Annotated in this window: 17 protein-coding genes and 1 rRNA gene; 6 read left to right on the forward strand and 12 right to left on the reverse strand. The window is 73.2% G+C overall.

What is annotated here, in order from left to right; translation table 11 throughout:
• The 10 genes from ACFPCY_RS39915 to argC form a co-directional block, all read right to left on the reverse strand.
• Positions 1 to 82, reverse strand: a 16S ribosomal RNA gene (locus tag ACFPCY_RS39915); the annotation flags it as partial.
• A gap of 604 nt (positions 83 to 686) precedes the next feature.
• On the reverse strand, positions 687 to 1,964 hold the full coding sequence (tyrS, locus tag ACFPCY_RS39920; protein ID WP_378264531.1) for a tyrosine--tRNA ligase: 1,278 nt from the start codon (positions 1,962 to 1,964) through the stop codon (positions 687 to 689).
• A gap of 149 nt (positions 1,965 to 2,113) precedes the next feature.
• Entirely contained in the window at positions 2,114 to 2,743 is a 630-nt protein-coding gene (locus ACFPCY_RS39925) for a DNA-3-methyladenine glycosylase (RefSeq protein ID WP_378264533.1), read from the reverse strand.
• A 206-nt stretch (positions 2,744 to 2,949) separates the two neighbouring features.
• Entirely contained in the window at positions 2,950 to 4,368 is a 1,419-nt protein-coding gene (gene argH, locus ACFPCY_RS39930) for an argininosuccinate lyase (protein ID WP_378264535.1), read from the reverse strand.
• Between the two features lie 182 nt (positions 4,369 to 4,550).
• Positions 4,551 to 5,054: an arginine repressor gene (locus ACFPCY_RS39935; protein ID WP_378264763.1), complete on the reverse strand. Its 504-nt coding sequence runs from the start codon at positions 5,052 to 5,054 to the stop codon at positions 4,551 to 4,553.
• 8 nt (positions 5,055 to 5,062) lie between these two features.
• Positions 5,063 to 5,983: an ornithine carbamoyltransferase gene (gene argF, locus ACFPCY_RS39940; RefSeq protein WP_378264537.1), complete on the reverse strand. Its 921-nt coding sequence runs from the start codon at positions 5,981 to 5,983 to the stop codon at positions 5,063 to 5,065.
• On the reverse strand, positions 5,980 to 7,125 hold the full coding sequence (locus tag ACFPCY_RS39945; protein ID WP_378264765.1) for an acetylornithine transaminase: 1,146 nt from the start codon (positions 7,123 to 7,125) through the stop codon (positions 5,980 to 5,982). The genes argF and ACFPCY_RS39945 overlap by 4 nt, the downstream gene beginning before the upstream one ends.
• Before the next feature lie 47 nt (positions 7,126 to 7,172).
• Positions 7,173 to 8,135 carry an acetylglutamate kinase gene (gene argB / locus ACFPCY_RS39950; RefSeq protein ID WP_378264767.1) on the reverse strand — a complete coding sequence of 321 codons (963 nt, stop codon included), beginning with the start codon at positions 8,133 to 8,135 and terminating at the stop codon, positions 7,173 to 7,175.
• A 23-nt stretch (positions 8,136 to 8,158) separates the two neighbouring features.
• Entirely contained in the window at positions 8,159 to 9,313 is a 1,155-nt protein-coding gene (gene argJ, locus ACFPCY_RS39955) for a bifunctional glutamate N-acetyltransferase/amino-acid acetyltransferase ArgJ (protein WP_378264539.1), read from the reverse strand.
• The gene (argC, locus tag ACFPCY_RS39960; RefSeq protein WP_378264541.1) at positions 9,310 to 10,338 is read right to left on the reverse strand and encodes an N-acetyl-gamma-glutamyl-phosphate reductase; all 1,029 of its coding nucleotides are present in this window, start codon (positions 10,336 to 10,338) and stop codon (positions 9,310 to 9,312) included. The genes argJ and argC overlap by 4 nt, the downstream gene beginning before the upstream one ends.
• 158 nt (positions 10,339 to 10,496) lie before the next feature.
• Between argC and ACFPCY_RS39965 the strand changes: the two genes are divergently transcribed.
• From ACFPCY_RS39965 to ACFPCY_RS39975, 3 genes are read left to right on the forward strand one after another with little or no spacing between them, the layout of a single operon-like run.
• Positions 10,497 to 10,991, forward strand: a complete 495-nt coding sequence (locus ACFPCY_RS39965; protein ID WP_378264543.1) for a MarR family winged helix-turn-helix transcriptional regulator — start codon at positions 10,497 to 10,499, stop codon at positions 10,989 to 10,991.
• Positions 10,985 to 11,983 (forward strand): ABC transporter ATP-binding protein, encoded by a 999-nt coding sequence (locus tag ACFPCY_RS39970; protein WP_378264545.1) that lies wholly within the window; start codon positions 10,985 to 10,987, stop codon positions 11,981 to 11,983. The genes ACFPCY_RS39965 and ACFPCY_RS39970 overlap by 7 nt, the downstream gene beginning before the upstream one ends.
• Positions 11,980 to 12,840: an ABC transporter permease gene (locus ACFPCY_RS39975; RefSeq protein ID WP_378264547.1), complete on the forward strand. Its 861-nt coding sequence runs from the start codon at positions 11,980 to 11,982 to the stop codon at positions 12,838 to 12,840. The genes ACFPCY_RS39970 and ACFPCY_RS39975 overlap by 4 nt, the downstream gene beginning before the upstream one ends.
• Positions 12,841 to 12,843: 3 nt before the next feature.
• Here ACFPCY_RS39975 and ACFPCY_RS39980 read toward each other — a convergent pair whose 3' ends face one another.
• Together ACFPCY_RS39980 and ACFPCY_RS39985 are read right to left on the reverse strand one after the other, a co-directional pair.
• Entirely contained in the window at positions 12,844 to 14,472 is a 1,629-nt protein-coding gene (locus tag ACFPCY_RS39980; protein ID WP_378264549.1) for an ABC-F family ATP-binding cassette domain-containing protein, read from the reverse strand.
• Between the two features lie 255 nt (positions 14,473 to 14,727).
• Positions 14,728 to 15,672: a TIGR03620 family F420-dependent LLM class oxidoreductase gene (locus ACFPCY_RS39985; protein ID WP_378264551.1), complete on the reverse strand. Its 945-nt coding sequence runs from the start codon at positions 15,670 to 15,672 to the stop codon at positions 14,728 to 14,730.
• Between the two features lie 77 nt (positions 15,673 to 15,749).
• Here ACFPCY_RS39985 and ACFPCY_RS39990 point away from each other — a divergent pair, with 77 nt between their 5' ends.
• The 3 genes from ACFPCY_RS39990 to ACFPCY_RS40000 all read left to right on the forward strand — a co-directional run bounded on the left by ACFPCY_RS39990 (position 15,750) and on the right by ACFPCY_RS40000 (position 20,640).
• Positions 15,750 to 16,313: a TetR/AcrR family transcriptional regulator gene (locus tag ACFPCY_RS39990; RefSeq protein ID WP_378264553.1), complete on the forward strand. Its 564-nt coding sequence runs from the start codon at positions 15,750 to 15,752 to the stop codon at positions 16,311 to 16,313.
• Between the two features lie 39 nt (positions 16,314 to 16,352).
• Entirely contained in the window at positions 16,353 to 19,055 is a 2,703-nt protein-coding gene (locus ACFPCY_RS39995) for an ATP-binding protein (RefSeq protein WP_378264555.1), read from the forward strand.
• A 61-nt stretch (positions 19,056 to 19,116) separates the two neighbouring features.
• Positions 19,117 to 20,640, forward strand: a complete 1,524-nt coding sequence (locus ACFPCY_RS40000; protein ID WP_378264557.1) for a hypothetical protein — start codon at positions 19,117 to 19,119, stop codon at positions 20,638 to 20,640.
• Positions 20,641 to 20,672 lie beyond the last annotated feature (32 nt).

Consider the following 20,672-nt stretch of genomic DNA (forward strand, 5'->3'; position numbering starts at 1 on the left):
CGAAGGGGCCTTTCCGCTCGACTTGCATGTGTTAAGCACGCCGCCAGCGTTCGTCCTGAGCCAGGATCAAACTCTCCATCAAGGTCCAACGACGGACACGGGGGCGAACCCGCACCGCCAAACCTCATGAAGGATCCGAAGATCCCAGCATGCGATCCGAAGACCGCTTGCCTCAAAGAAATCCCCACCCCGACCTTCCGGTCAGAGCCACGGGGTGACCAGGCGCATCGCCTGATCTATAAAGGCACTGGCTTTTAACACGCTGTTGAGTTCTCAAGAAACGGACACCCACCGCGCTCCACCCGCTTCCGCGGGCCTCGCTCCGGGGCAACCCTTCAAACTTACCCGATCCGTCCGGTTTGTTCAACTTCGTCCGGTTCGAGTGACCACGGATGCGGCATCGAAGGCCGAGGCCTGCGGTGTCGGATCCGGGGTTCCCCTCGGGCCGGCCGCCGTGTCCGGCGTCCCGCTCCCCTCGGGGCAGGTAGAACATTAGGTCCGGTCGCGGGTACCGTCAAATCGGCTTCGAGAAGCGCAAAAGCCCTGATCAGAGGCCACTTCGGGGGCTGGACGGCGCTCTCGGCGGCCTGCCCGTGACCGCACTGTGACGTGAATCTACCGAAGCTTTCCCCACGCAGGCCGAAGGCCGCGTCCGGCATCGCGGACGGGGCCTTCGCCGTTCGGGCTCAGGAGCGGACGACCTCCACCCCGCCGATGTTGCGCTTGCCGCGCCGCAGCACCAGGAAGCGGCCGTGCAGGAGGTCGCCGGACGACGGCACGGCGTCCTCCGACTCGACCTTCGCGTTGTTCACGTACGCACCGCCCTGGGCGATCGCGCGCCGGGCCTCCGACTTGCTCTTGCACAGTCCGGACGCGGCGAGCAGGTCCGCGACGGAGGGCAGCTCACCAGGGGCGACCTCCGTGCGCGGGACCTCCGCGAGTGCCGAGGCGAGCGTCCGCTCGTCCAGCTCGCGCAGCTCCCCCTGCCCGAACAGGGCGCGGGACGCGGCGACGGCCGCGGCCGTCTCGTCCGCGCTGTGCACGAGCGTGGTCATCTCCTCGGCGAGCGCGCGCTGCGGGATGCGCGCGGCGGGTCGTTCCGCGCCCTCCTTGATCAGCGCCTCGATCTCCTCGCGGGACTTGAACGAGAAGACCTTGAGGTAGTTCTCGATGTCCCGGTCGTCGGCGTTGATCCAGAACTGGTAGAACGCGTACGGCGAGGTCAGGTCGGGGTCGAGCCAGTAGGTCTCGCCGCCGGCCGTCTTGCCGAACTTGGAGCCGTCCGCCTTGGTGAGCAGCGGCGTGGTGAGCGCGTGCGCGGTGCCGCCCTCGACGCGCCGGATCAGGTCGACCCCGGCGGTGAGGTTGCCCCACTGGTCGCTGCCGCCGGTCTGGAGGCGGCAGCCGTGCCTGCGGTACAGCTCCAGGAAGTCCATGGACTGGAGCAGGACGTAGCTGAACTCGGTGTAGCTCATCCCGGACGACTCGAGTCGCGCCTTGACGGTCTCGCGGGCGAGCATCCGGTTCACCGGGAAGTGCTTGCCGATGTCGCGCAGGAACTCGATGGCCGACATGGGGCCGGTCCAGTCGAGGTTGCTGACCATCGTCGCGCCGGTCGGGCCGCCGTCGAAGTCGAGGAACTTCGAGACCTGGCCGCGGATGCGCTCGACCCAGCCCGCGACGGTCTCCTCGGTGTTGAGGACGCGCTCGGCGCTCTTGCCGCTGGGGTCGCCGATGAGGCCGGTGGCCCCGCCGACCAGGCCGATCGGCCGGTGCCCGGCGCGCTGGAAGCGGCGCAGGGTGAGGATCTGGATGAGGTTGCCGAGGTGCAGCGAGGGCGCCGTCGGATCGAACCCGCAATAGAGCGTGACCGGCCCCGCGGCGAGCAGGGCCCGCAGTTCACTCAGGTCGGTGGACTGCGCGATCAGGTCGCGCCATGCGAGATCGTCCAGGATGTCGGTCACGGTCTCCCTCGTCTCCGGCTTGCTTGTCCCTGCGTCCATCAGCTTCCCCGATGGACGGTGCACAGGCTAACGATATTCGGCCCGGGCCGAGCGGGTTCCGGCAGGTGGACGGCGCTCGGCGGGCGTCCGGCGCGCGCCGTGGGCCGAGGTCAGGCGCGGGTCGCGGTCCGGCGGCGCGGGACGTGGGGACGGTAGACCGAGACGGTCGGGTCGCCGTCGATCCAGAACCGCCAGGGGGTGTCCTTGCCGCCGTTCACCCCGACGCGCGGGCCCGTCCGGATGGAGGCCGGGGCGACGGGGTCTCCGGGGAGGATGCACAGCGCGCCCGCCGGGTCGCAGACGTCCAGGCCGTTCTCGGGACGGGCGATGGCGAGGGCATTGCAGAGGCGCGCGGGTCCCCGGGCGAGGTCGCGGACGGACGAGTTGGGCCGCCGCGCCGCGGCCAGCTCCCGGCCCTCGACGATCTCGCCCGCGCGCAGCAGGATCCCGGACGCCGTGCCCGCGGGCCCGCAGACCAGGTTGGCGCAGTAGTGCATCCCGTAGGTGAAGTACACGTAGGCGTGGCCGGGAGGCCCGAACATGACGGCGTTGCGGGCGGTCTGGCCCTTGTAGGCGTGCGAGGCGGGGTCGCGGGGCCCGGCGTACGCCTCGACCTCGGTCAGCCGGACGCCGACGGGTCCGTCCGCGGTGGTGTGGACCAGGACGCTGCCGAGCAGGCGGGGCGCGACGGTCTCGACGGGCGCGTCGAAGAAGCTGCGCGGCAGTGGTGCTCCGTTCATTCCCCCACCAGGATCGTCCGTTTCGGGCGTTCTCCACCGTACCGGCCACCGGGCCGCCCGCGGACGAAGATCACGCGAGCGGCCCGGACGCCGGCCGGAGCGGACGCCGCGCGCCCGACGCACGCCGGATACGCACGCCGAACGCACGCCGCACGCCGGACGCGCGCCGCTGGACGCGCGCCGGACGCACGCCCGGTGGACGCTGGTCAGGAGTCGTTGCCGGAGGCCCAGGCGGCGTGTTCGTTGACCTGGGCGCGCAGGTCGTCCAGCTGCTCCCGGACGCGGTCGGGGGCGGTGCCGCCGTGCGCCTTGCGGGAGGCGAGCGCTCCCGGCACGTTCAGCACCTCGCGGACGTCCGGGGTGAGGTGCGGGGAGACCTTGGCGAGCTCGTCGTCGGTGAGGTCGCCGAAGTCCTTGTCGTTGACCTGGCACCACACGACGAGGTGGCCGACGATCTCGTGCGCGTCGCGGAAGGCGACGCCGCGCCGGACGAGCAGCTCGGCGAGGTCGGTGGCGAGCGCGAAGCCCTCGGGCGCGAGCGCCTCCAGCCGCTCGGTGTTGATCCGCATGGTGGCGATCAGCCCGGACATGGCGGGCAGGACGAGCAGGAGGGTCTCCACGGCGTCGAAGACGCCCTCCTTGTCCTCCTGGAGGTCGCGGTTGTAGGTGAGCGGGAGGCCCTTGAGGGTGGTGAGCAGGCCGACGAGGTGGCCGATGAGCCGTCCGGCCTTGCCGCGCGCGAGCTCGGCGACGTCGGGGTTCTTCTTCTGCGGCATGATCGACGACCCGGTGGCGTAGGTGTCGTCCATCTCGATCCAGCGGAACTCCTGCGAGGCCCAGAGGCAGATCTCCTCGCCGAGCCGGGACAGGTGCACGCCGATCAGCGCGGCCACGAAGAGGAACTCGGCGACGAAGTCGCGGTCGGAGACGGCGTCCATCGAGTTCGGCGCGGCCGAGTCGAAGCCCAGCTCGGCGGCGGTGGCCTGCGGGTCGAGCGGCAGGGACGACCCGGCGAGCGCGCCGGAGCCGAGCGGGGACACCGACGCGCGCCGGTCCCAGTCGCGCATCCGGGAGATGTCGCGGGTGAGCGGCTGCACGTGGGCGAGGAGCTGGTGGGAGAACAGCACGGGCTGGGCGTGCTGGAGGTGGGTCATGCCGGGCGCGGCGACGCCGAGGTTGTGCTCGGCCTGGGCGATCAGCGCGGTCTCCAGCTCGACCAGCCGGGACACCACCTGGCGGGCGTGGTCGCGCAGGTAGAGGCGCAGGTCGGTGGCGACCTGGTCGTTGCGGGAGCGGCCGGCGCGGAGCTTGCCGCCGAGCGCGCCGAGGCGTTCGAGCAGGCCGCGTTCGAGGGCGGTGTGAACGTCCTCGTCGGCGACGGTCGGCCGGAACTCGCCGTTCCTGCACGCCTCCTCGAGGTCGTCGAGCGCGCCGATCATCCTGTCGAGCTCGTCGGCGGTGAGCAGGCCCGCGCGGTGGAGCACGCGGGCGTGCGCGCGCGAGCCCATCAGGTCGTAGGGGGCGAGCCGCCAGTCGAACTGGACGCTCACCGAGAGCCGGGCGAGCGCGTCCGACGGGCCGCCTTCGAACCGGCCGCCCCATAGACGCGTCGGTGCCTTCGTCACTGGTAAGTCCTCTTTTGCTTCTACCGCTGCGGGTTTGTCGGTCTGCTGCGCGCTCATTGCGCTACTGCACGCTCATTGCGCTACTGCACGCTTATCGCGCGGGCGCGCGTCGTGCCAAGCCCCACGCCGCGAGCGCGGGCGGGGGCCGTGAGGGTGCCCCGCGCCGGAAGGCCGGCGCCGGGCTAGCTTCGTCGTTCGCGTCCGGCGGCGAGGCGGAGCAGCGCCTCGGCGAGGTCGTGGCCGCCGGCCGGGTCGCGGGAGATGACGAGGATGGAGTCGTCTCCCGCGACGGTGCCGAGGATGGAGGGCCATTCGGCGTGGTCGATGGCGGACGCGAGGTACTGGGCCGCGCCGGGCGGCGTGCGGACGATGACCAGGTTGGCCGACGCCTCGGCCGCGACCAGGAGTTCGGCGGCGAGCCGGGTGAGGCGGCCGTCGAAGGTCTCGGCGGTGCCGGTGGGGACGCGGCGGATGCGCTCGCCGCCCTCCCCCGGCACGGCGTAGATCAGGCTGCCGTCCTCGGCGCGGAGCTTGACCGCGCCGATCTCGACCAGGTCCCGGGAGAGGGTGGCCTGGGTGACCTCGACGCCCGCGTCGGCGAGGAGCTTGGCGAGCTCCCCCTGCGAGTGGACGGGGTGCCGGGACAGCAGTTCGATCACCCGGGCGTGCCGGGCGGCCTTGGTCATCGGGGTCGTCACGCAGTGTTCTCCAGGAGCCAGGTGAGCAGGGCCTTCTGCGCGTGCAGACGGTTCTCGGCCTCGTCCCAGACCACGCTGTGCGGGCCGTCCAGGACGGCCGCCGAGATCTCCTTGCCGCGGTAGGCGGGCAGGCAGTGCAGCACGATCGCGTCGGAGGCGGCGTGCGCGAGCAGCGCCTCGTCCACAGAATACGGTTCGTAGAGGCCGGTGTCCTTGCCTTCCTGCCCCATGGAGACCCACGTGTCGGTGGCGAGCACGTCGGTTCCGGTCGCGGCCTCGACGGGGTCGGCGGTGACCAGGACCGAGCCGCCGGTGGCCGCGGCGATCTCCTCGGCGCGCGCGACGACGTCCGGGTCGGGCGGGAGGGGTTCGGGCGCGGCGATCCGGACGTGCATGCCCGCGGTGGCGCCGCCGAGCAGGTAGGAGTGCGCCATGTTGTTCGCGCCGTCGCCGAAGTAGGCGAGGGTGCGGCCGGCGAGGACGCCCTTGCGCTCGCGGACGGTCTGGAGGTCGGCGAGGACCTGGCAGGGGTGGAACTGGTCGGTGAGGGCGTTGACGACGGGGACGGCGGTGCCGTCGGCCATCTCGTCGATGCGCGACTGGTCGCCGGTGCGCCAGACGATCGCGGCGACCTGCCGCTCCAGCACGCGGGCGCTGTCGGCGATCGACTCGCCGCGGCCCATCTGGCTGCTCCCCGTCTCCAGGATCAGCGCTTCGCCGCCGAGTTCGGCGATGCCGACGGCGAACGAGACGCGGGTGCGGGTGGACGACTTGTCGAACAGGACCGCGACCGTCCGGGGGCCGGCGAGGGGCTTGCAGGCGAAGCGGTCCTTCTTCATCGCGTCGGCGAGGTCGAGGACCCGCGCCTGCTCGGCGGGGGTGAGGTCGTCGTCGCGCAGGAAGTGCCGGACGGTCAACGCGCCGCCTCCTCGAGGATGGCGGGCAGCGCGTCCACGAAGGACTGCGCCTGCTCCGCGGTGATGGTGAGCGGTGGGGCGAGGCGGACGGCGTTCGGCCGGAGCGCGTTGACGAGGAACCCGGCGGCGCGCGCCGCGTCCTGGACGGCGGCGGACGCGTCGGAGGTCAGCACGAGCGCCTGCCACAGCCCGCGGCCCCGGACGCCCGCGAGCAGCGGGTGGTCGATGGCGGCGACGCCGTCGGCGAGGACGCGGCCGACGAGGGCGGCGTTGGCGAGCAGGCCGTCCGCCTCCAGCGTGTCGAGGACGGCGAGAGCGGCGGACGCGGCGACCGGGTTGCCGCCGAAGGTGCTGCCGTGGTCGCCCTTGGCGAAGATGTCGCCGTGCTCGCCGAACGCGACGACCGCGCCGATGGGGAGGCCGCCGCCGAGTCCCTTGGCGAGGGTGAGGACGTCGGGCCGGGCGTCCTCGTGCTGGAAGGCGAACCAGGCGCCGGTGCGGCCGATCGCGGACTGGATCTCGTCGCCGACGTAGAGCGCGCCGTTCGCGGTGCAGATCTCGCGGGCGGCGGCGAGGTAGCCGGGCGGCGGCGGGACGACGCCGGCCTCGCCCTGGGTGGGCTCGAGGAAGACGGCGGCGCAGTCCTCGGTGACGGCGGACTTGAGCGCGTCCACGTCCCCGTACGGGACGAACCGGACGTCCCGCCCGAACGGCCCGAACGGCTCGCGGATCGCGGCCTTGCCGGTGAGCGACAGCGCGCCGAGGCTGCGGCCGTGGAAGCCCTCCTCGGTGGCGACGAAGTACGACCGGCCGTGCGTCCTGCCGTACTTGATCGCGATCTTCAGCGCGGCCTCGTTGGCCTCGGTGCCGCTGTTGGCGAGGAAGACGCGCCCGTCGCCGCCGAGCAGCCCGAGCAGCCGCTCGGCGAGCCGGACCTCCGGCTCGTTGAGGAACAGGTTGGAGGTGTGGGCGATGGTGCCGACCTGCCCGGTCACGGCCGCGACGAGCGCGGGGTGCGCGTGGCCGAGGGAGGTGACGGCGATGCCGCCGATGAGGTCCAGGTAGGCGTTGCCGTCGGCGTCCCAGACGGTGCAGCCCTCGCCGCGGACGAGCGCGAGCGGCGGGACGCCGTAGTTCGGCATGAAGGCGGCCTCGTACCGCCGTTTCAGGTCGTCGTTGCGGGGGGTGGTCACGCGGGTTCTCCCTCTGGCACGGCTTCGGCTTCGGCGTCGGTGTCGGTTTCGGCGTCCGGTGCGATCGGACCGCCCGGGACGCCGGGCGTGACCATCGTGCCGATGCCCTCCTCGGTGAACAGCTCCAGCAGCAGCGCGTGCGGGACGCGTCCGTCCAGGACGTGGGCCTGCGGGACTCCGCCGCGCACCGCGGCCAGGCACGCCTCCATCTTGGGCGCCATGCCCGCCGACAGGTCCGGCAGCAGCTCGGCGAGCTCGTCGGCGGTCAGCCGGTCGATGACGTCGTCGGACGCGGGCCAGTCGGCGTACAGTCCCTCGACGTCGGTGAGGACGACCAGCTTGGCGGCGTCGAGCGCGACGGCGAGCGCGGCGGCGGCGGTGTCGGCGTTGACGTTGTAGACCTCGCCGTCGTCGCCGCGCGCGACGCTGGACACGACCGGGACGCGCCCGTCGGCGAGCAGCGCGTTGACCGCGCCGACCTCCATCTCGACGATCTCGCCGACCTGGCCGATGTCGACCTCCGTGCCGTCCACGACGGCGCGCTTGCGCTCGGCGGTGAACAGGTTGGCGTCCTCGCCGGACATGCCGATCGCGAACGCGCCGTGCCGGTTGATCAGGCCGACGACGTCCCGCTGCACCTGCCCGACCAGCACCATCCGGACGACCTCCATCGCCTCGGGGGTGGTGACGCGGAGCCCGGCGGTGAAGCTGGACTCGATGCCGTGCGCGTCGAGCGCGGCGTTGATCTGCGGGCCGCCGCCGTGCACGATGACCGGCCGGAGCCCGGCGTAGCGCAGGAACACCACGTCCTCGGCGAACTGGTGGCGCAGCGCCTCGTCGGACATGGCGTGCCCGCCGTACTTGATGACGATGGTCTTGCCGTGGAAACGTTCCAGCCAGGGCAGCGCGTCGATCAGCGTGCTGGCCTTGGGCAGCACGGCCTCGCGCCGGCGGCGCATCCGCTCGCCCGAGATGAGCGCGCTCATGAGCTGTACGCCGAGTTCTCGTGGACGTAGTCGGCCGTGAGGTCGGTCGTCCAGACGGTCGCGCTGTGCGGGCCCGCCGACAGGTCGACGGTGATCGTGACGTCGCGGGGGCGCAGGTCCACCTTGTCGCGGTCGTCGCCGAACGAGCCGTTGCGGCAGACCCAGACGCCGTTGATCGCGACGTTCAGCGCGTCCGGCTCGAAGACGGCGTCGGTGGTGCCGACCGCCGACAGGACCCGTCCCCAGTTGGGGTCCTCGCCGTGGATGGCGCACTTGAGCAGGTTGTTGCGGGCGACGGTGCGGCCGACGGTGACCGCGTCGGCCTCGCTGGCCGCGCCGACCACCTCGATCGCGATGGCCTTGGACGCGCCCTCGGCGTCCACGAGCAGCTGGCGGGTGAGGTCGGCGCAGAGGTCGATGAGCAGGTCGGTGAAGGCGGCCTCGTCCGGGGTGACGCCGGCCGCGCCGGACGCCATGAGCAGGACGGTGTCGTTGGTGGACATGCAGCCGTCGGCGTCGAGCCGGTCGAGGGTCGCGCCGGTCGCGGCGCGCAGCGCCCGGTCCAGCGCCTCGGCGGGCAGGTCGGCGTCGGTGGTGATCACGCACAGCATGGTCGCCAGGGACGGCGCGAGCATGCCCGCGCCCTTGGCCATGCCGCCGAGCATGTAGCCGTCGCCCTGCCGGAAGGCGATCTTCGCGACGGTGTCGGTGGTGCGGATCGCGTCGGCGGCGGCGAGGCCGCCGTCCCCGCGCGACAGCTCGGCGGCGGCGGACTCGACGCCCGGCAGCAGGCGGTCCATGTCGAGCCGGGTGCCGATGAGGCCGGTGGAGCAGACCGCGACCTCGCCCGCCGAGTCGGCGAGCAGGTCCGCGACCTTCTCGGCGGTGGCGTGGGTGTCGGCGAAGCCGTCCGGGCCGGTGCAGGCGTTCGCCCCGGCGGAGTTCAGCACGACGGCGCGCAGCCGGCCGCCCTTGAGCACCTGCTCGGACCACAGGACCGGCGCGGCCTTCACGCGGTTGCGGGTGAAGACGCCGGCTGCCGCGCGGGACGGTCCGTCGTTGACGACGAGGGCGACGTCGCGGCCGCCGTTCTCCTTGAGGCCGGCGCTGACGCCGGCGGCGCGGAAACCCTGGGGGGCGGTGACGCTCACGGGGCGACTCCGATCGTGGTGAGGCCGAGTGTTTCGGGGAGGCCGAGGGCGAGGTTGGCGCTCTGCACGGCGCCGCCCGCGGTGCCCTTGGTGAGGTTGTCGATGGCGGCGACCGCGACGATCCGCCCGGTGCGCTCGTCGAGCGCGGTCTGGACGAGCGCGGTGTTCGCGCCGAGGGTCATCGCCGTGGCGGGCCACTGCCCCTCGGGCAGCAGCTCCACGAACGGCTCGCCGTCGAAGGCGGCGGCGTAGGCGTCGCGCAGCCGCGCGGCGGTGACGGCGGGCCGGGCCTTGGCGGTGCAGGTCGCGAGGATGCCGCGGCTCATGGGGGCGAGGGTCGGGGTGAAGGAGACCGACACCGGCTCGCCCGCGACCGCGGACAGGCTCTGCTCCATCTCGGGGGTGTGCCGGTGGACGCCGCCGACGCCGTAGGCGCCGACCGAGCCCATGACCTCGCTGCCGACGAGGTGCGGCTTGGGCGCCTTGCCCGCGCCGGACGTCCCGGACGCGGCGACGACCACGACGTCCGGTTCGGCGAGGCGCGCCGCGAACGCCGGGTAGAGCGCGAGCGCGACCGAGGTGGGGTAGCAGCCGGGGACGGCGATCCGGTTCGTCCGGCGGAGGGCGTCGCGGTGGCCGGGGAGTTCGGGCAGGCCGTAGGGCCAGGTGCCCGCGTGCGGGGAGTTGTAGAAGAACTCCCACTCCTGCGGGCTGTCCAGGCGGAAGTCCGCGCCGCAGTCGACCACGAGGGTGTCGTCGCCGAGCCGTCCCGCGATCGGGCCGGAGTCGCCGTGCGGGAGCGCGAAGAACACCGCGTCGTGCCCCGCGAGGGTGGCCGGGCTGGTCGGGGCGAGGACCAGGTCGGCCAGGGATCGCAGGTGCGGCTGGACCTCGCCCAGGCGGCGGCCCGCGTTGGAGCCCGCCGTCACCGCACCGATCTCGAATTCCGGATGTCCCGCCAGTACACGAAGGAGCTCGCCGCCCGCGTACCCGCTGGCGCCGGCCACCGCCGCTCGGATTCCCATCTCTCCCCTGCCTTCCGGAGCATTCAGCAAAAGTATGCACAGTTATGGATGATTATTCAATACCTCGGCGCCGCACCGCTCACGATCTGAGACATCTTCGCGTTACTTAGCCGGCTAATGATTTGACCACTAAAGGTACGTTGGCTAAGAATGTCCCCATGGACACCGAGAAGCTGGGCTTCGGCGACCTCAGCTCGCTGGGGCCGCCCGAGGAGTGGCCGATCGGCCGCCTGTTCGGCGCCGCGATGCGCCTCGGCGGCCCGGTCATGTGGAAGGTCGTCGAGCGGCACGGGATGACCCCCGCCGGGTTCTTCCTGCTGCGGCTGCTGCACAACAGCGAGGAGGGCCTGCGCGCCGGCGAGGCGGCGCGCCGCCTCGGCGTCACCCCGGCCACCCTCACCTCGGTCGTCAACACCCTGGAACGCGACGGCTACGTCGAGCGCCGCCGCGACCCGGGCGACCGGCGCGCCGTCCTGCTGCACGCCACCGAGGGGGGCGTCGCGCTGCTCAAGGACGTCGGCCCCGACATCGGTGCCGACCTGTTCAAGCTCTACGACGTGGTGGAACCGGAGGACGAACCGGCCGTCCGCCGCTTCCTGCTCCGCCTCATCAACCGGTTCGAGGAGTACTCGAAGGGAGACCGGGAGTGCTAGACCGACCCATCAGAGAGCGGGTGGACGAGCCGGTCGACGAGATCCGGGCCGCCGTCCGGACCGTCGACCTGCACAAGACCTACAAGGGCCCCGGCGGCGACGTGCCCGCCGTCCGGGGCATCGACCTGTCGATCGCGCACGGCGAGTTCTACGGGCTGCTCGGCCCGAACGGCGCGGGCAAGTCCACCACGATCGGCATGCTGACGTCGCTGGTCGTGCCCACGTCCGGGCGCGCGACCGTGTGCGGCTTCGACGTCGCCAAGCACTCCGTCGAGGTCAAGCGGCGCATCGGCATGGTGTCGCAGGGCAACACCCTCGACAACGAGCTGAACGCCTTCGAGAACCTCGAGTTCCGGGGCCGCTACTTCGGCCTGTCCGCCCGCGACGCGCGCCGACGCGCCGACGAGCTGATGGAGATGTTCAACCTGTCCGACCGGCGCGCGGCCAAGCCGTTCGACATGTCCGGCGGCCAGGCCAAGCGGCTGATGATCTGCCGCGCCCTGGTGCACCGGCCCGAGGTGCTGTTCCTGGACGAGCCGACCGCCGGGCTCGACCCGCAGACCCGCGTCAACCTGTGGGACGTCCTGCGCGAGCTGCAGAGCGGCGGCCAGACGATCCTGCTGACCACGCACTACATGGAGGAGGCCGAGGCGCTCTGCGAGCGCGTCGCGGTCGTCGACCACGGCAAGGTCCTCGCCAGCGGCACCGTGGACGACCTGAAGGCGTCCGCCGGGGCCGACACGGTCATCACGGTCGCCTACGACGGGCCCGTCCCGGACGGCGTGGCGAAGCTGCGCGACCGCGCCGGCGTCACGAAGGTCGAGGTCACCGGCGACCAGGTGCGGGTGTTCGCGCACACCGCCGACGGCCTGCTCGGCGAGCTGGTCGCCATCGGCTCGGCCGCCGGCACCGGCGTCACCGACGCGTCCCAGCTCCGGCCCAGCCTGGAGTCCGCCTTCCTCACCCTCACCGGACGGGAGTACCGAGAGTGACCGCCGTCTCCACCCCCGCGTCCGCCGCGCCGCCGGTGCGGCCGACGCTGCCGCGCACCTTCCTGGCGATGATGGCGCGCGAGATGCGGGTGCTGCGCAAGAACTTCGTCGCCACCTTCGCCCGCGTCCTCGCCCAGCCGCTGCTGTTCGTGTTCGTGTTCTCCTACGTGCTGCCGAAGATCGGCGGGGCGGGCGCGGGGACGATGTCGGCGGCCTCGCGCGGGTCGGGCGGCACCTTCTCCACGGTGCTGGTGCCCGGCCTGGTCGGATCGGCCATCGTCATGCAGGCGATCATGGCGGTGATCTTCCCGCTGATGATGGAGCTGAACTGGCAGCGCTCCATCACCGACCGGGCGCTCGCGCCGCTGTCGGTGCCGATGCTCGCGTTCCAGAAGATCACCGCGGCCGGCGTGCAGGCGCTCATCGGCGGGCTGCTGGTGTTCCCGTGCGTGCTGTTCGTGCACGCGGCCGGGCAGGGCCCGAAGATCCACGTGAGCAACTGGCTGACGCTGGTGGTCGTGCTCGTGCTCGGCTCGCTGATGTCGTCGGCGGCCGGGCTGTGGCTCGGCACCCTGCTCGACCCGCAGAAGGTCCAGATGATGTTCGCGCTGGTCCTGCTGCCGATGTCGATGCTCGGCTGCGTGTACTACCCGTGGGCGGCGATGGACCACATCCGCTGGCTCCAGATCCTCGTCCTGGTCAACCCGATGGTGTACGTGAACGAGGGGCTGCGCGCGGCGCTCACCCCGCAGGTCGGGCACATGTCGGCGTGGGCGTACATGAGCGTGCTCGTCGTCGGGACGATCCTGCTGACGTGGCTCTCGATGCGGACGTTCACGCGACGCGTCCTGCAATAGCGGCTACATCGGTTCGGTCTCGGTGACGCCCTCGGCGCGGTCCACGCGCAGCCAGCGGGTGATCCCGAGGCCGCGCAGGAACGGCAGGTCGTGGCTCACCACGATCAGCGCGCCCTCGTACGCGTCGAGGGCCTGGCCGAGCTGCCGGACGCTGGCCATGTCGAGGTTGTTGGTCGGCTCGTCCAGCAGCAGGAGCTGCGGGGCGGGCTCGGCCAGCAGCAGCGACGCCAGGACGGCGCGGAACCGCTCGCCGCCGCTGAGCGTCCCGGCGGGGCGCTCGGCGCGGGCGCCCCGGAACAGGAACCGGGCGAGGCCGTTGCGGACGGTCTGGATCGACGCGTCCGGCGCGACCTTGCGGACGTTGTCCAGCACGCTGAGCGCGTCGTCCAGGACGTCGAGGCGCTGCGGCAGGTAGCGGACGCCGTCCACGCCCGCCTTCACCTCCACGCCGTCCGCGACGCCCTCGTGCACGCGCTCCCCCATCAGGGCGCGCAGCAGCGTCGTCTTGCCCGCGCCGTTCGGGCCGACCAGCGCGATCCGCTCGGGACCGCGGACGATCAGCTCCTCCAGCGTGCCCGGGACGGGCTCGGGCGCGGTCAGGCCGGTGACGGTCAGGACCGTCCGGCCCGCCGGGACGTGCGTCGCGGGCAGCTGCACCTTGATCTCGGTGTCGTCGCGGACCAGCTCCTCGGCCTCGGCGAGCCGCTCGCGCGCGCCCGCGAGGCGGTCCTCGTGCAGCTGCTTGTGCTTGCCGACCGACACCTCCTGGGCCTGCTTGCGCAGCCCGGCGACGATCTTCGGGACGCGCTTCTCCGCCTGCGCCTTCTTGCCCGCCCGGACGCGCCGGGCCAGCTTGGTCTGCGCCTCCTCCAGCTCGCGCTTCTGCTTGCGCACGTCGCTCTCGGCGGTGCGGACCATCCGCTCGGCGGCCTCCCGCTCGACGTCGAGGAGCTCCTCGTAGGCGGTGAGGTTGCCGCCGAACGTGCGGATCCGGCCCTCGCGCAGGTCGGCGATCTCGTCCATCCGGTCGAGCAGCTCGCGGTCGTGGCTGACCACGACGAGCACCCCGTTCCAGGCGTCCACCGCGTCGTAAAGGCGGCGGCGGGCGTCCAGGTCGAGGTTGTTGGTCGGCTCGTCGAGCAGCAGCACGTCCGGGCGGGCGAGGAGCTGCGCGGCCAGCCCGACCAGGATCGTCTCGCCGCCGGACAGCGTGCCGACCGTCCGGTCCAGGTCGAGGTGGTGCAGGCCGAGCCGGTCGAGCTCGGCGCGGGCGCGCTCCTCCACGTCCCAGTCGTCGCCGACGGCGGCGAAGTTCTCCTCGGTGGCCTCGCCGCGCTCGATGGCGTGCAGCGCGGCGCGGGCCGGGGAGATCCCGAGCAGGTCGGCGACCGTCCGCGCGGTGCCGAGCGGCAGCGACTGCGGCAGGTAGCCGACCCGCCCGCGCACCGACACCGACCCGGAGGCGGGCTTCACCTCGCCCGCGACGAGCTTGAGCAGGGTGGACTTGCCGGCGCCGTTGAGGCCGATGAGGCCGGTGCGGCCCGCGCCGAACGCGGCGTCCAGGCCGTCGAGGACGACGGTGCCGTCCGGCCAGGCGAAGGTGAGGTCGGAGCACACGATGGCGAATGACATGGGGGCCTCCATGGAAGGTGTCGGTGCGGGTGGGACACATGGAGGCACCGCGGCCGTCGCGCATCGCGCGCGGGCATGGAAGAGCCCGGCCGGGAGAGTCCGCTGAGATCGCTGCGCATCCTCGGAGCCCGCATGGCGGGCGAGGCGACTGCGCGGTGCCTGCGACCTCAGATCTCCAAAGGACTCCCCAACCGGACGACGATGTGACGCTGTTCAGCTTACCCGACGGGCGGGACTAATGCAACACGCGTCGCATTAGAGGGAGCCCTGGACGAGCACCGGGGCGAGCCGCTCCAGCAGGTCGACCATGTCCGTGAGGGTGCCGGCCTGCGGCGTGACCAGGACGTGGTCGGCTCCGGCGTCGAGATGCTCGGCGACGCGCCGCGCGATGGCCTTCTCGTCCCCGTGGCCGTAGAGCGCGTCGAGGATGCGGTCGGACGGCGTCTCGATCTCGTCGGCGGAGTAGCCGAGCCTGGCCAGGTTGCGCGCGTACGCGGCCACCTTGAAGCCGTAGGCGGCGGACGCGCGGAGGGTCGCGCGGGCCCGGTCGGGATCGGGCTCCAGCAGCACGCTCAGCTGCGGGATCAGCAGCTTGTCCGGGCCGAGGACGCGCCGGGCCTCGGCGGTGTGCGCGACCGGGACGAAGAACGGCTGGACGCCGTCCGAGCGGTCGCGGGCGAGTTCCATCATGCGCGGGTTCAGCGCGGCGAGCACGCGGGGGTAGGGCACGTCCGGCACGACCGGACGGCGCGAGAAGCCGGGCGGGAACGGGGCGCCGGCGTCGATCTCGTCCAGGTAGCGGCGCATCTTCTCCAGCGGGCGCCATTCGCGCGCGCCCGCCGCCTCGGCCTGGAACGGGTGGCCGACGCCGAGCCCGAGGACGAACCGGCCGGGGTAGGCGTCGGCGAGCGCGACCGCGCCCCCGTGGGCGGTCGCGCCGTGCCGCGCCCACACGTTGGCGATGCCCGTCCCGGCGACCAGCCGCTCGGTGTGCGCCAGGTACAGGCCGTGCTGGACGAGCGCGTCCCTGCCGCCGATGGTCTCGCCCGACCACACCGAGCCGTAGCCGAGCGCCTCGATCCGCGCGAGCTCGCGCCGCTCGGCCTCCGCCGGGACCGCGCCGTAGACCGCCCTGTTCAGCCACACCCCGACGCGGCCGAGCCGCCGCCGGGTCTTCCGCACCACTTCCACGTCCGTCATGAACGCCTCCGGATCGGTAAACTGAGGGGTCCTCCATTTAATCGGAGGCGCCCTCCGCATATCAAGGGGAATGCCGCATGCCGGAACGGCCCATGCGCGCCGACGCGCGCCGGAACTACGAACGGCTGCTCGCCGCGGCCCGGGACGTCGTGGCCGAGCAGGGCACGGACGCGTCGCTGGAGGAGGTCGCGCGCCGCGCGGGCGTCGGGATCGGCACGCTGTACCGGCACTTCCCCACCCGCGAGGCGCTGCTGGAGGCGCTGCTGCACGACCGCTTCAACGGCCTCCGCGCCCACGCCGAGGAACTGCTCGGCGCGGACGACCCGTTCGAAGCGCTGGTCGGATGGATGCGCCGCCTCGGCGCGGGCGCGCTCACCTACCGCGGCCTCGCGCAGACGATGATGGCCGCACTCCAGGACGAGTCGTCCGACCTTTATGCGTCGTGCCATGACATGCGCGCCGCCGGTGACGCGCTCCTCGTACGCGCGCGGGAGGCCGGCGTGGTCCGTCCGGAGGTCCGGTCGGCGGACATGCTGTACCTCGCCGCGATGCTCGCCTCCGTCACCGAGCACTCCCCCGAGGACACCGAGCTGCGCGACCGGCTGTTCAGCTACATGGTGGACGGCCTGCGCCCCCGATAGCCGGTGGACGCTGCGCGGCAACGTGGGCATTCTGGCCGAATGAGGGCCGAGGTTTTCGTCGGGCGCGCCACCGAGCTCGCCGCGCTCCGCGACGCCTACGCGCGCGCGGGCGAAGGCGAGATGGCCGTCGTGCTCGTCACCGCCGAGGCGGGCGGCGGCAAGTCGCGGCTGATCGCCGAGTTCGTCCGGGAGAAGCGCGCGCTCGTCGGCGGCTGCCTGGACCTCGGCGAGGCGAGCCTGCCCTACGCGCCGTTCACCGCGATCCTGCGGAAGCTCGGCCCGGACGCCGTCGCGCGGCTCTGCTCCCCGGCCGCGCGGCGCGAGCTGGCCCGGCTGCTGCCCGCGCTCGGCGACGCCGCGTCCGACGAGGAGTCCGGCCAGGTGCGGCTGTTCGAGCACGTCCTCGGGCTGGTCGGGAGGCTCGGCGCGGACGAGCCGGCCGTCCTGGTCGTCGAGGACGCGCACTGGGCCGACCGCTCCACCCGCGACCTGCTGACCTTCCTCGTCCGCAACCCCGTCCCGGCGAAGGTGCTGCTGGTCGTCACGTCCCGCGTGGACGACCCGGACGTCCGCACCCTGCTCGGCGAGTTCGCCCGGCTGCCCCACGTGACCCGGCTCGACCTACCGCCGCTGACCCGCTCGGAGGTCGCCGCGCAGGTCACCGCCCTCACCGGCGCCGCAGATCCCGGCCTGATCGCCGACCTGCACGCCCGCGCCGGGGGCAACCCGCTGTTCGTGGAGGCCCTCGCGGACAGCCCGGACGAGGCCGTCCCCGGCTCGCTGCGCGACCTGCTGCTCGCCCGGTTCCGCACGCTCCCGCCCGCGACCCGCGCGGCGGTCGGCGCGGCGAGCGCCGCCGGGGACCGCGTGGGCCACGCCCTGCTGGCCGCCGTGACCGGCGATCCCGGCCTCGACGCGGCGCTGCGTCCGGCCGTGGAACGCGGCCTGCTGCTCGCGGACGGCGACGGCTACGCCTTCCGGCACGCGCTGATCAGGGAGGCCGTCCACCTGGACCTGCTGCCCGGCGAGCGGACGCGCCTGCACCGCCGCTATGCCGAGGCGATCGAGGACGACCCGGACCTGAGCGAGGCGCCCGAGAGCGCCCTGGCCGTCCACTGGGACGCGTGCGGAGACCACCCCCGAGCCTTGTCCTCCGCCTGGCGTGCCGCCGGGGAACGCGCCCGCGCCGCCTCCTACGCCGAGTGCCTGGACCTGCTGGAACGCGTCCTGGACCTGTGGCCCCGCGTGCCCGACGCCGAGGCCCGCACGAGCGCCGACCGCGCCGACGTGCTCATGCAGGCGGCCTTCACCGCCCTCTATGTGGGGGATCCCGCGCGCGGCCTCCCGATCGTCGAGACGCTGCTGAAGGACGCGTCCGACCCCGAGGAGACCGCCAAGCTCCTCTGCCTGCGCGCCGGGCTGCGCGGCTTCGTCGGCCAGGACACCGAGATGGACGACCTCCGCGCGGCCGAGCGCCTCGCGTCCGGTCCCACGGGTCAGCGCGTGTACGTCCTGTCGCAGCTCAGCGCGCGGCTCGCCGTGCGCGGCGAGAAGGCCGAGGCGGAGCGCCTCGGCCGCGAGGCGCTGGACCTCGCCGGTGCGCTCGGCGGGCACCCGGCCGTCCCCCGCCTGCGCGTCACCGTCGCGGCCGCCGCCGCCCGCGACGGCCTCGGCGACCTCGCCCCGCTCGAACGGCTGCGCCTGGCCGACATGGACGACAGCGCCAGGACCACCGTCCACGCCCACCTGTCGCACGCCTACGACGGCCTCGGCCGCTCGGCGGACGCCCTGGCCGCCTGCGAAGAGGGCCTCGTCGTGGCCGGACGCGCCGGACTCCTGCACAGCGCCGCGAACCCCCTGATCGTCAACCGCATCGAGACGCTCTTCGAGCTCGGCCGCTGGGACGAGACGGCCGCGCTCCTCCAGGACGCCCTGGACCGCCACCACGCCCCCGCTATGCGCCTCCAGCTGTCCATCTGGGCCACCGCCCTGCGCGCCGCCCGCGGCGCCGGCCCCGAACCCGACCTCACCACCCTGAAGGAACCCCTGGACGCCGGCTTCCCGCAGACCTCGCTCCCCCTGGCGCGGATGCTCGCCGAACTCCACCTGTCCGAGGACGACCGTCCGGCCGCCCGCGAGACCGCCGAGACGGCCCTGCGCCACCCGCAGCTGACCCTCCAGCCCGTCTTCGCCTGGCCGCTCCTCGAAACCGCCGCCCGCGCGGGCGTCCCCGGCACCGCCGGAACCGCCGCGCGCCTCCCCGTCGTCGGCCCCGTCCTGACCGCTTACGCCGCAGCCGTCGCCGCCCACAACGGCCACCCGGACGCCTGGGACACCGCCATCACCACCTGGGAGTCCCTCGGCCACCCCTACCCGCTCGCCCGCGCCCTCTTCGAGGCCGCGTGCGCCGACCTGTCGTCCGGCGACCGCCCGCGCGCCGCCGACCGCCTCCGCCGCGCCGCCGAGATCGCCGCCCGCCTGGGCGCCGCCCCTCTCCAGCGCCGGATCTCCGAACGGTCCCGCCGCGCGGGCCTCTCCGGCCCGACCGGCGGCCCCCTCACCGCCCGCGAATCGGAGGTCCTCCGCCTCCTGGCTCGAGGCCGCTCCAACAAGGAGATCGCCGCCGAGCTGTTCATCTCCCCCAAGACCGCCAGCGTCCACGTCTCCAACCTGATGGCCAAGCTGGCCGCCTCGTCCCGAGGCGAGGCGGTGGCCACCGCCCGGGACCGCGGAATCCTCTGAACCCCCGGCGGAGCGGTACCGGGACGTCCGACAATGAACGTTCCGAGAGCAAGGGGGCACGATGGGTGACACCGCACTACCCGCGTGGGCGGTTCGGCTCCGCACCGAACGCGCGACCCGCCACTGGGGCCGCCGCAAACTCGCCCGCGAGCTCCTCAGCGCGGTGGGCGCGCCTCTGGACGAGCGCCGCATCCGCTCCCTGACCCGGCAGGCCGCCGACTGGGAGCGCGGCAAGCACTACCCGCGCGACTGGGCCCCGTGGCTCGCCGGCGTCTTCGAACTGGCCGAGGCGGAGCTCTTCGGTCCCGAGCGCGCCCGCGTGACCTTCGGCGCGAACCTGTGCCGCCTGATGGCCGCCCGCGACGTCCGCCTCCGCGACCTCGCCGCCACCGTCGGATGCGGGGTGGACGAGCTCGTCCTCGTCTCGCAGGACCGCGTCCCCCCGGCCGCGGGCCTCGCCGTCCGCCTCGACGCCGAACTCGACGCCGGCGGGACGCTGACCGCGCTCGCGCCCGCGCTGCCCGATTCCCCTCCGGTTACCGTGGAGACGACCGTCCCCCACGATGCTGGAGACGAGATGGAGCGACGCCGACTGCTGCTCGCGGCGCTGGGACTCGGCGCGGGAGCGTTCGGATCCTCGGCCGAGTCCCTTCGCCGGGCGATGGACGTCGCCCTGACGACACCGCCCCGGGCGATCGAGGACTGGCAGCTCGCCTGCACCGACCACCTGTACGCCATCCGGACGCGTCCGCCGGCGGCCGTGCGGGACGACCTGCTGCTCGACCTGATCAGCGTGCGGCAGCAGCTCACCGAGCCGGGCGCGGACGTGACCGAGCTCCAGCGCGTGCAAGCCGCCCTCGCGATGCTCCATGCGAACGTGCTGACCCGGCTGGGCGAGCACGGCGGGGCGCTCCGCTGGTGGCGCACCGCCAAGGAGGCGGCCGACGCCTCCGGCGACCAGCGGCTCCGGGTGCTGGCGCGCGCGTCCGAGGTCGGCTTCGGGCTCTACGGCCAGCGGACGCCCGACACGCTCCTGCGGCTCGCCGACCAGGCTCAGGCCCTCGCGGGCAACCGGCCCTCAGCAGGTCTCGCCACGCTCACCAGCTCCAGGGCGAAGGCCCTTTCCCTGCTCGGACGCCATGACGAGGCGAAGAAGTCCCTCGCCGTCCTCCGTCACGTCGTCCCCGAGGACGGCACGACCGAACTGATCCCGTCGTACTGGTGCGCCGACCAGGTGTACTTCACCGAGAGCTGGGTCCATTCCCACGCGGGCGAGGAGTCCCCCGCCGACCAGGCCCGCGACCGCGTCCTCTCCCAGGACTTCGTGGACTACCAGTACGTCGCCAACGTCCAGCTCCACGAGGCGCTGTGCACGGTCGTCAACGGCGGCGTCCGGCGGGGCGCGGAGCGGGCGGCGGCCATCCTGGACGGCCTCCCGCCCGGACAGCGGAGCCAGATGATCACCGAGTCGGGGCGGACGGTGCTGGGCGCCGTCCCGGTCGAGCAGCGCGGGACGGCCGCCGCCCTGGAGCTGGCCGCGGTCCTGTCCCGCACGTCCCCGCGCTCCGCACTGCCGTCCGCCTAAGGGCGGGCGGCTCATCTAGGACGGGGCCTTAT

Source organism: Actinomadura gamaensis, from assembly GCF_042652125.1.
GTDB lineage: Bacteria > Actinomycetota > Actinomycetes > Streptosporangiales > Streptosporangiaceae > Spirillospora > Spirillospora gamaensis.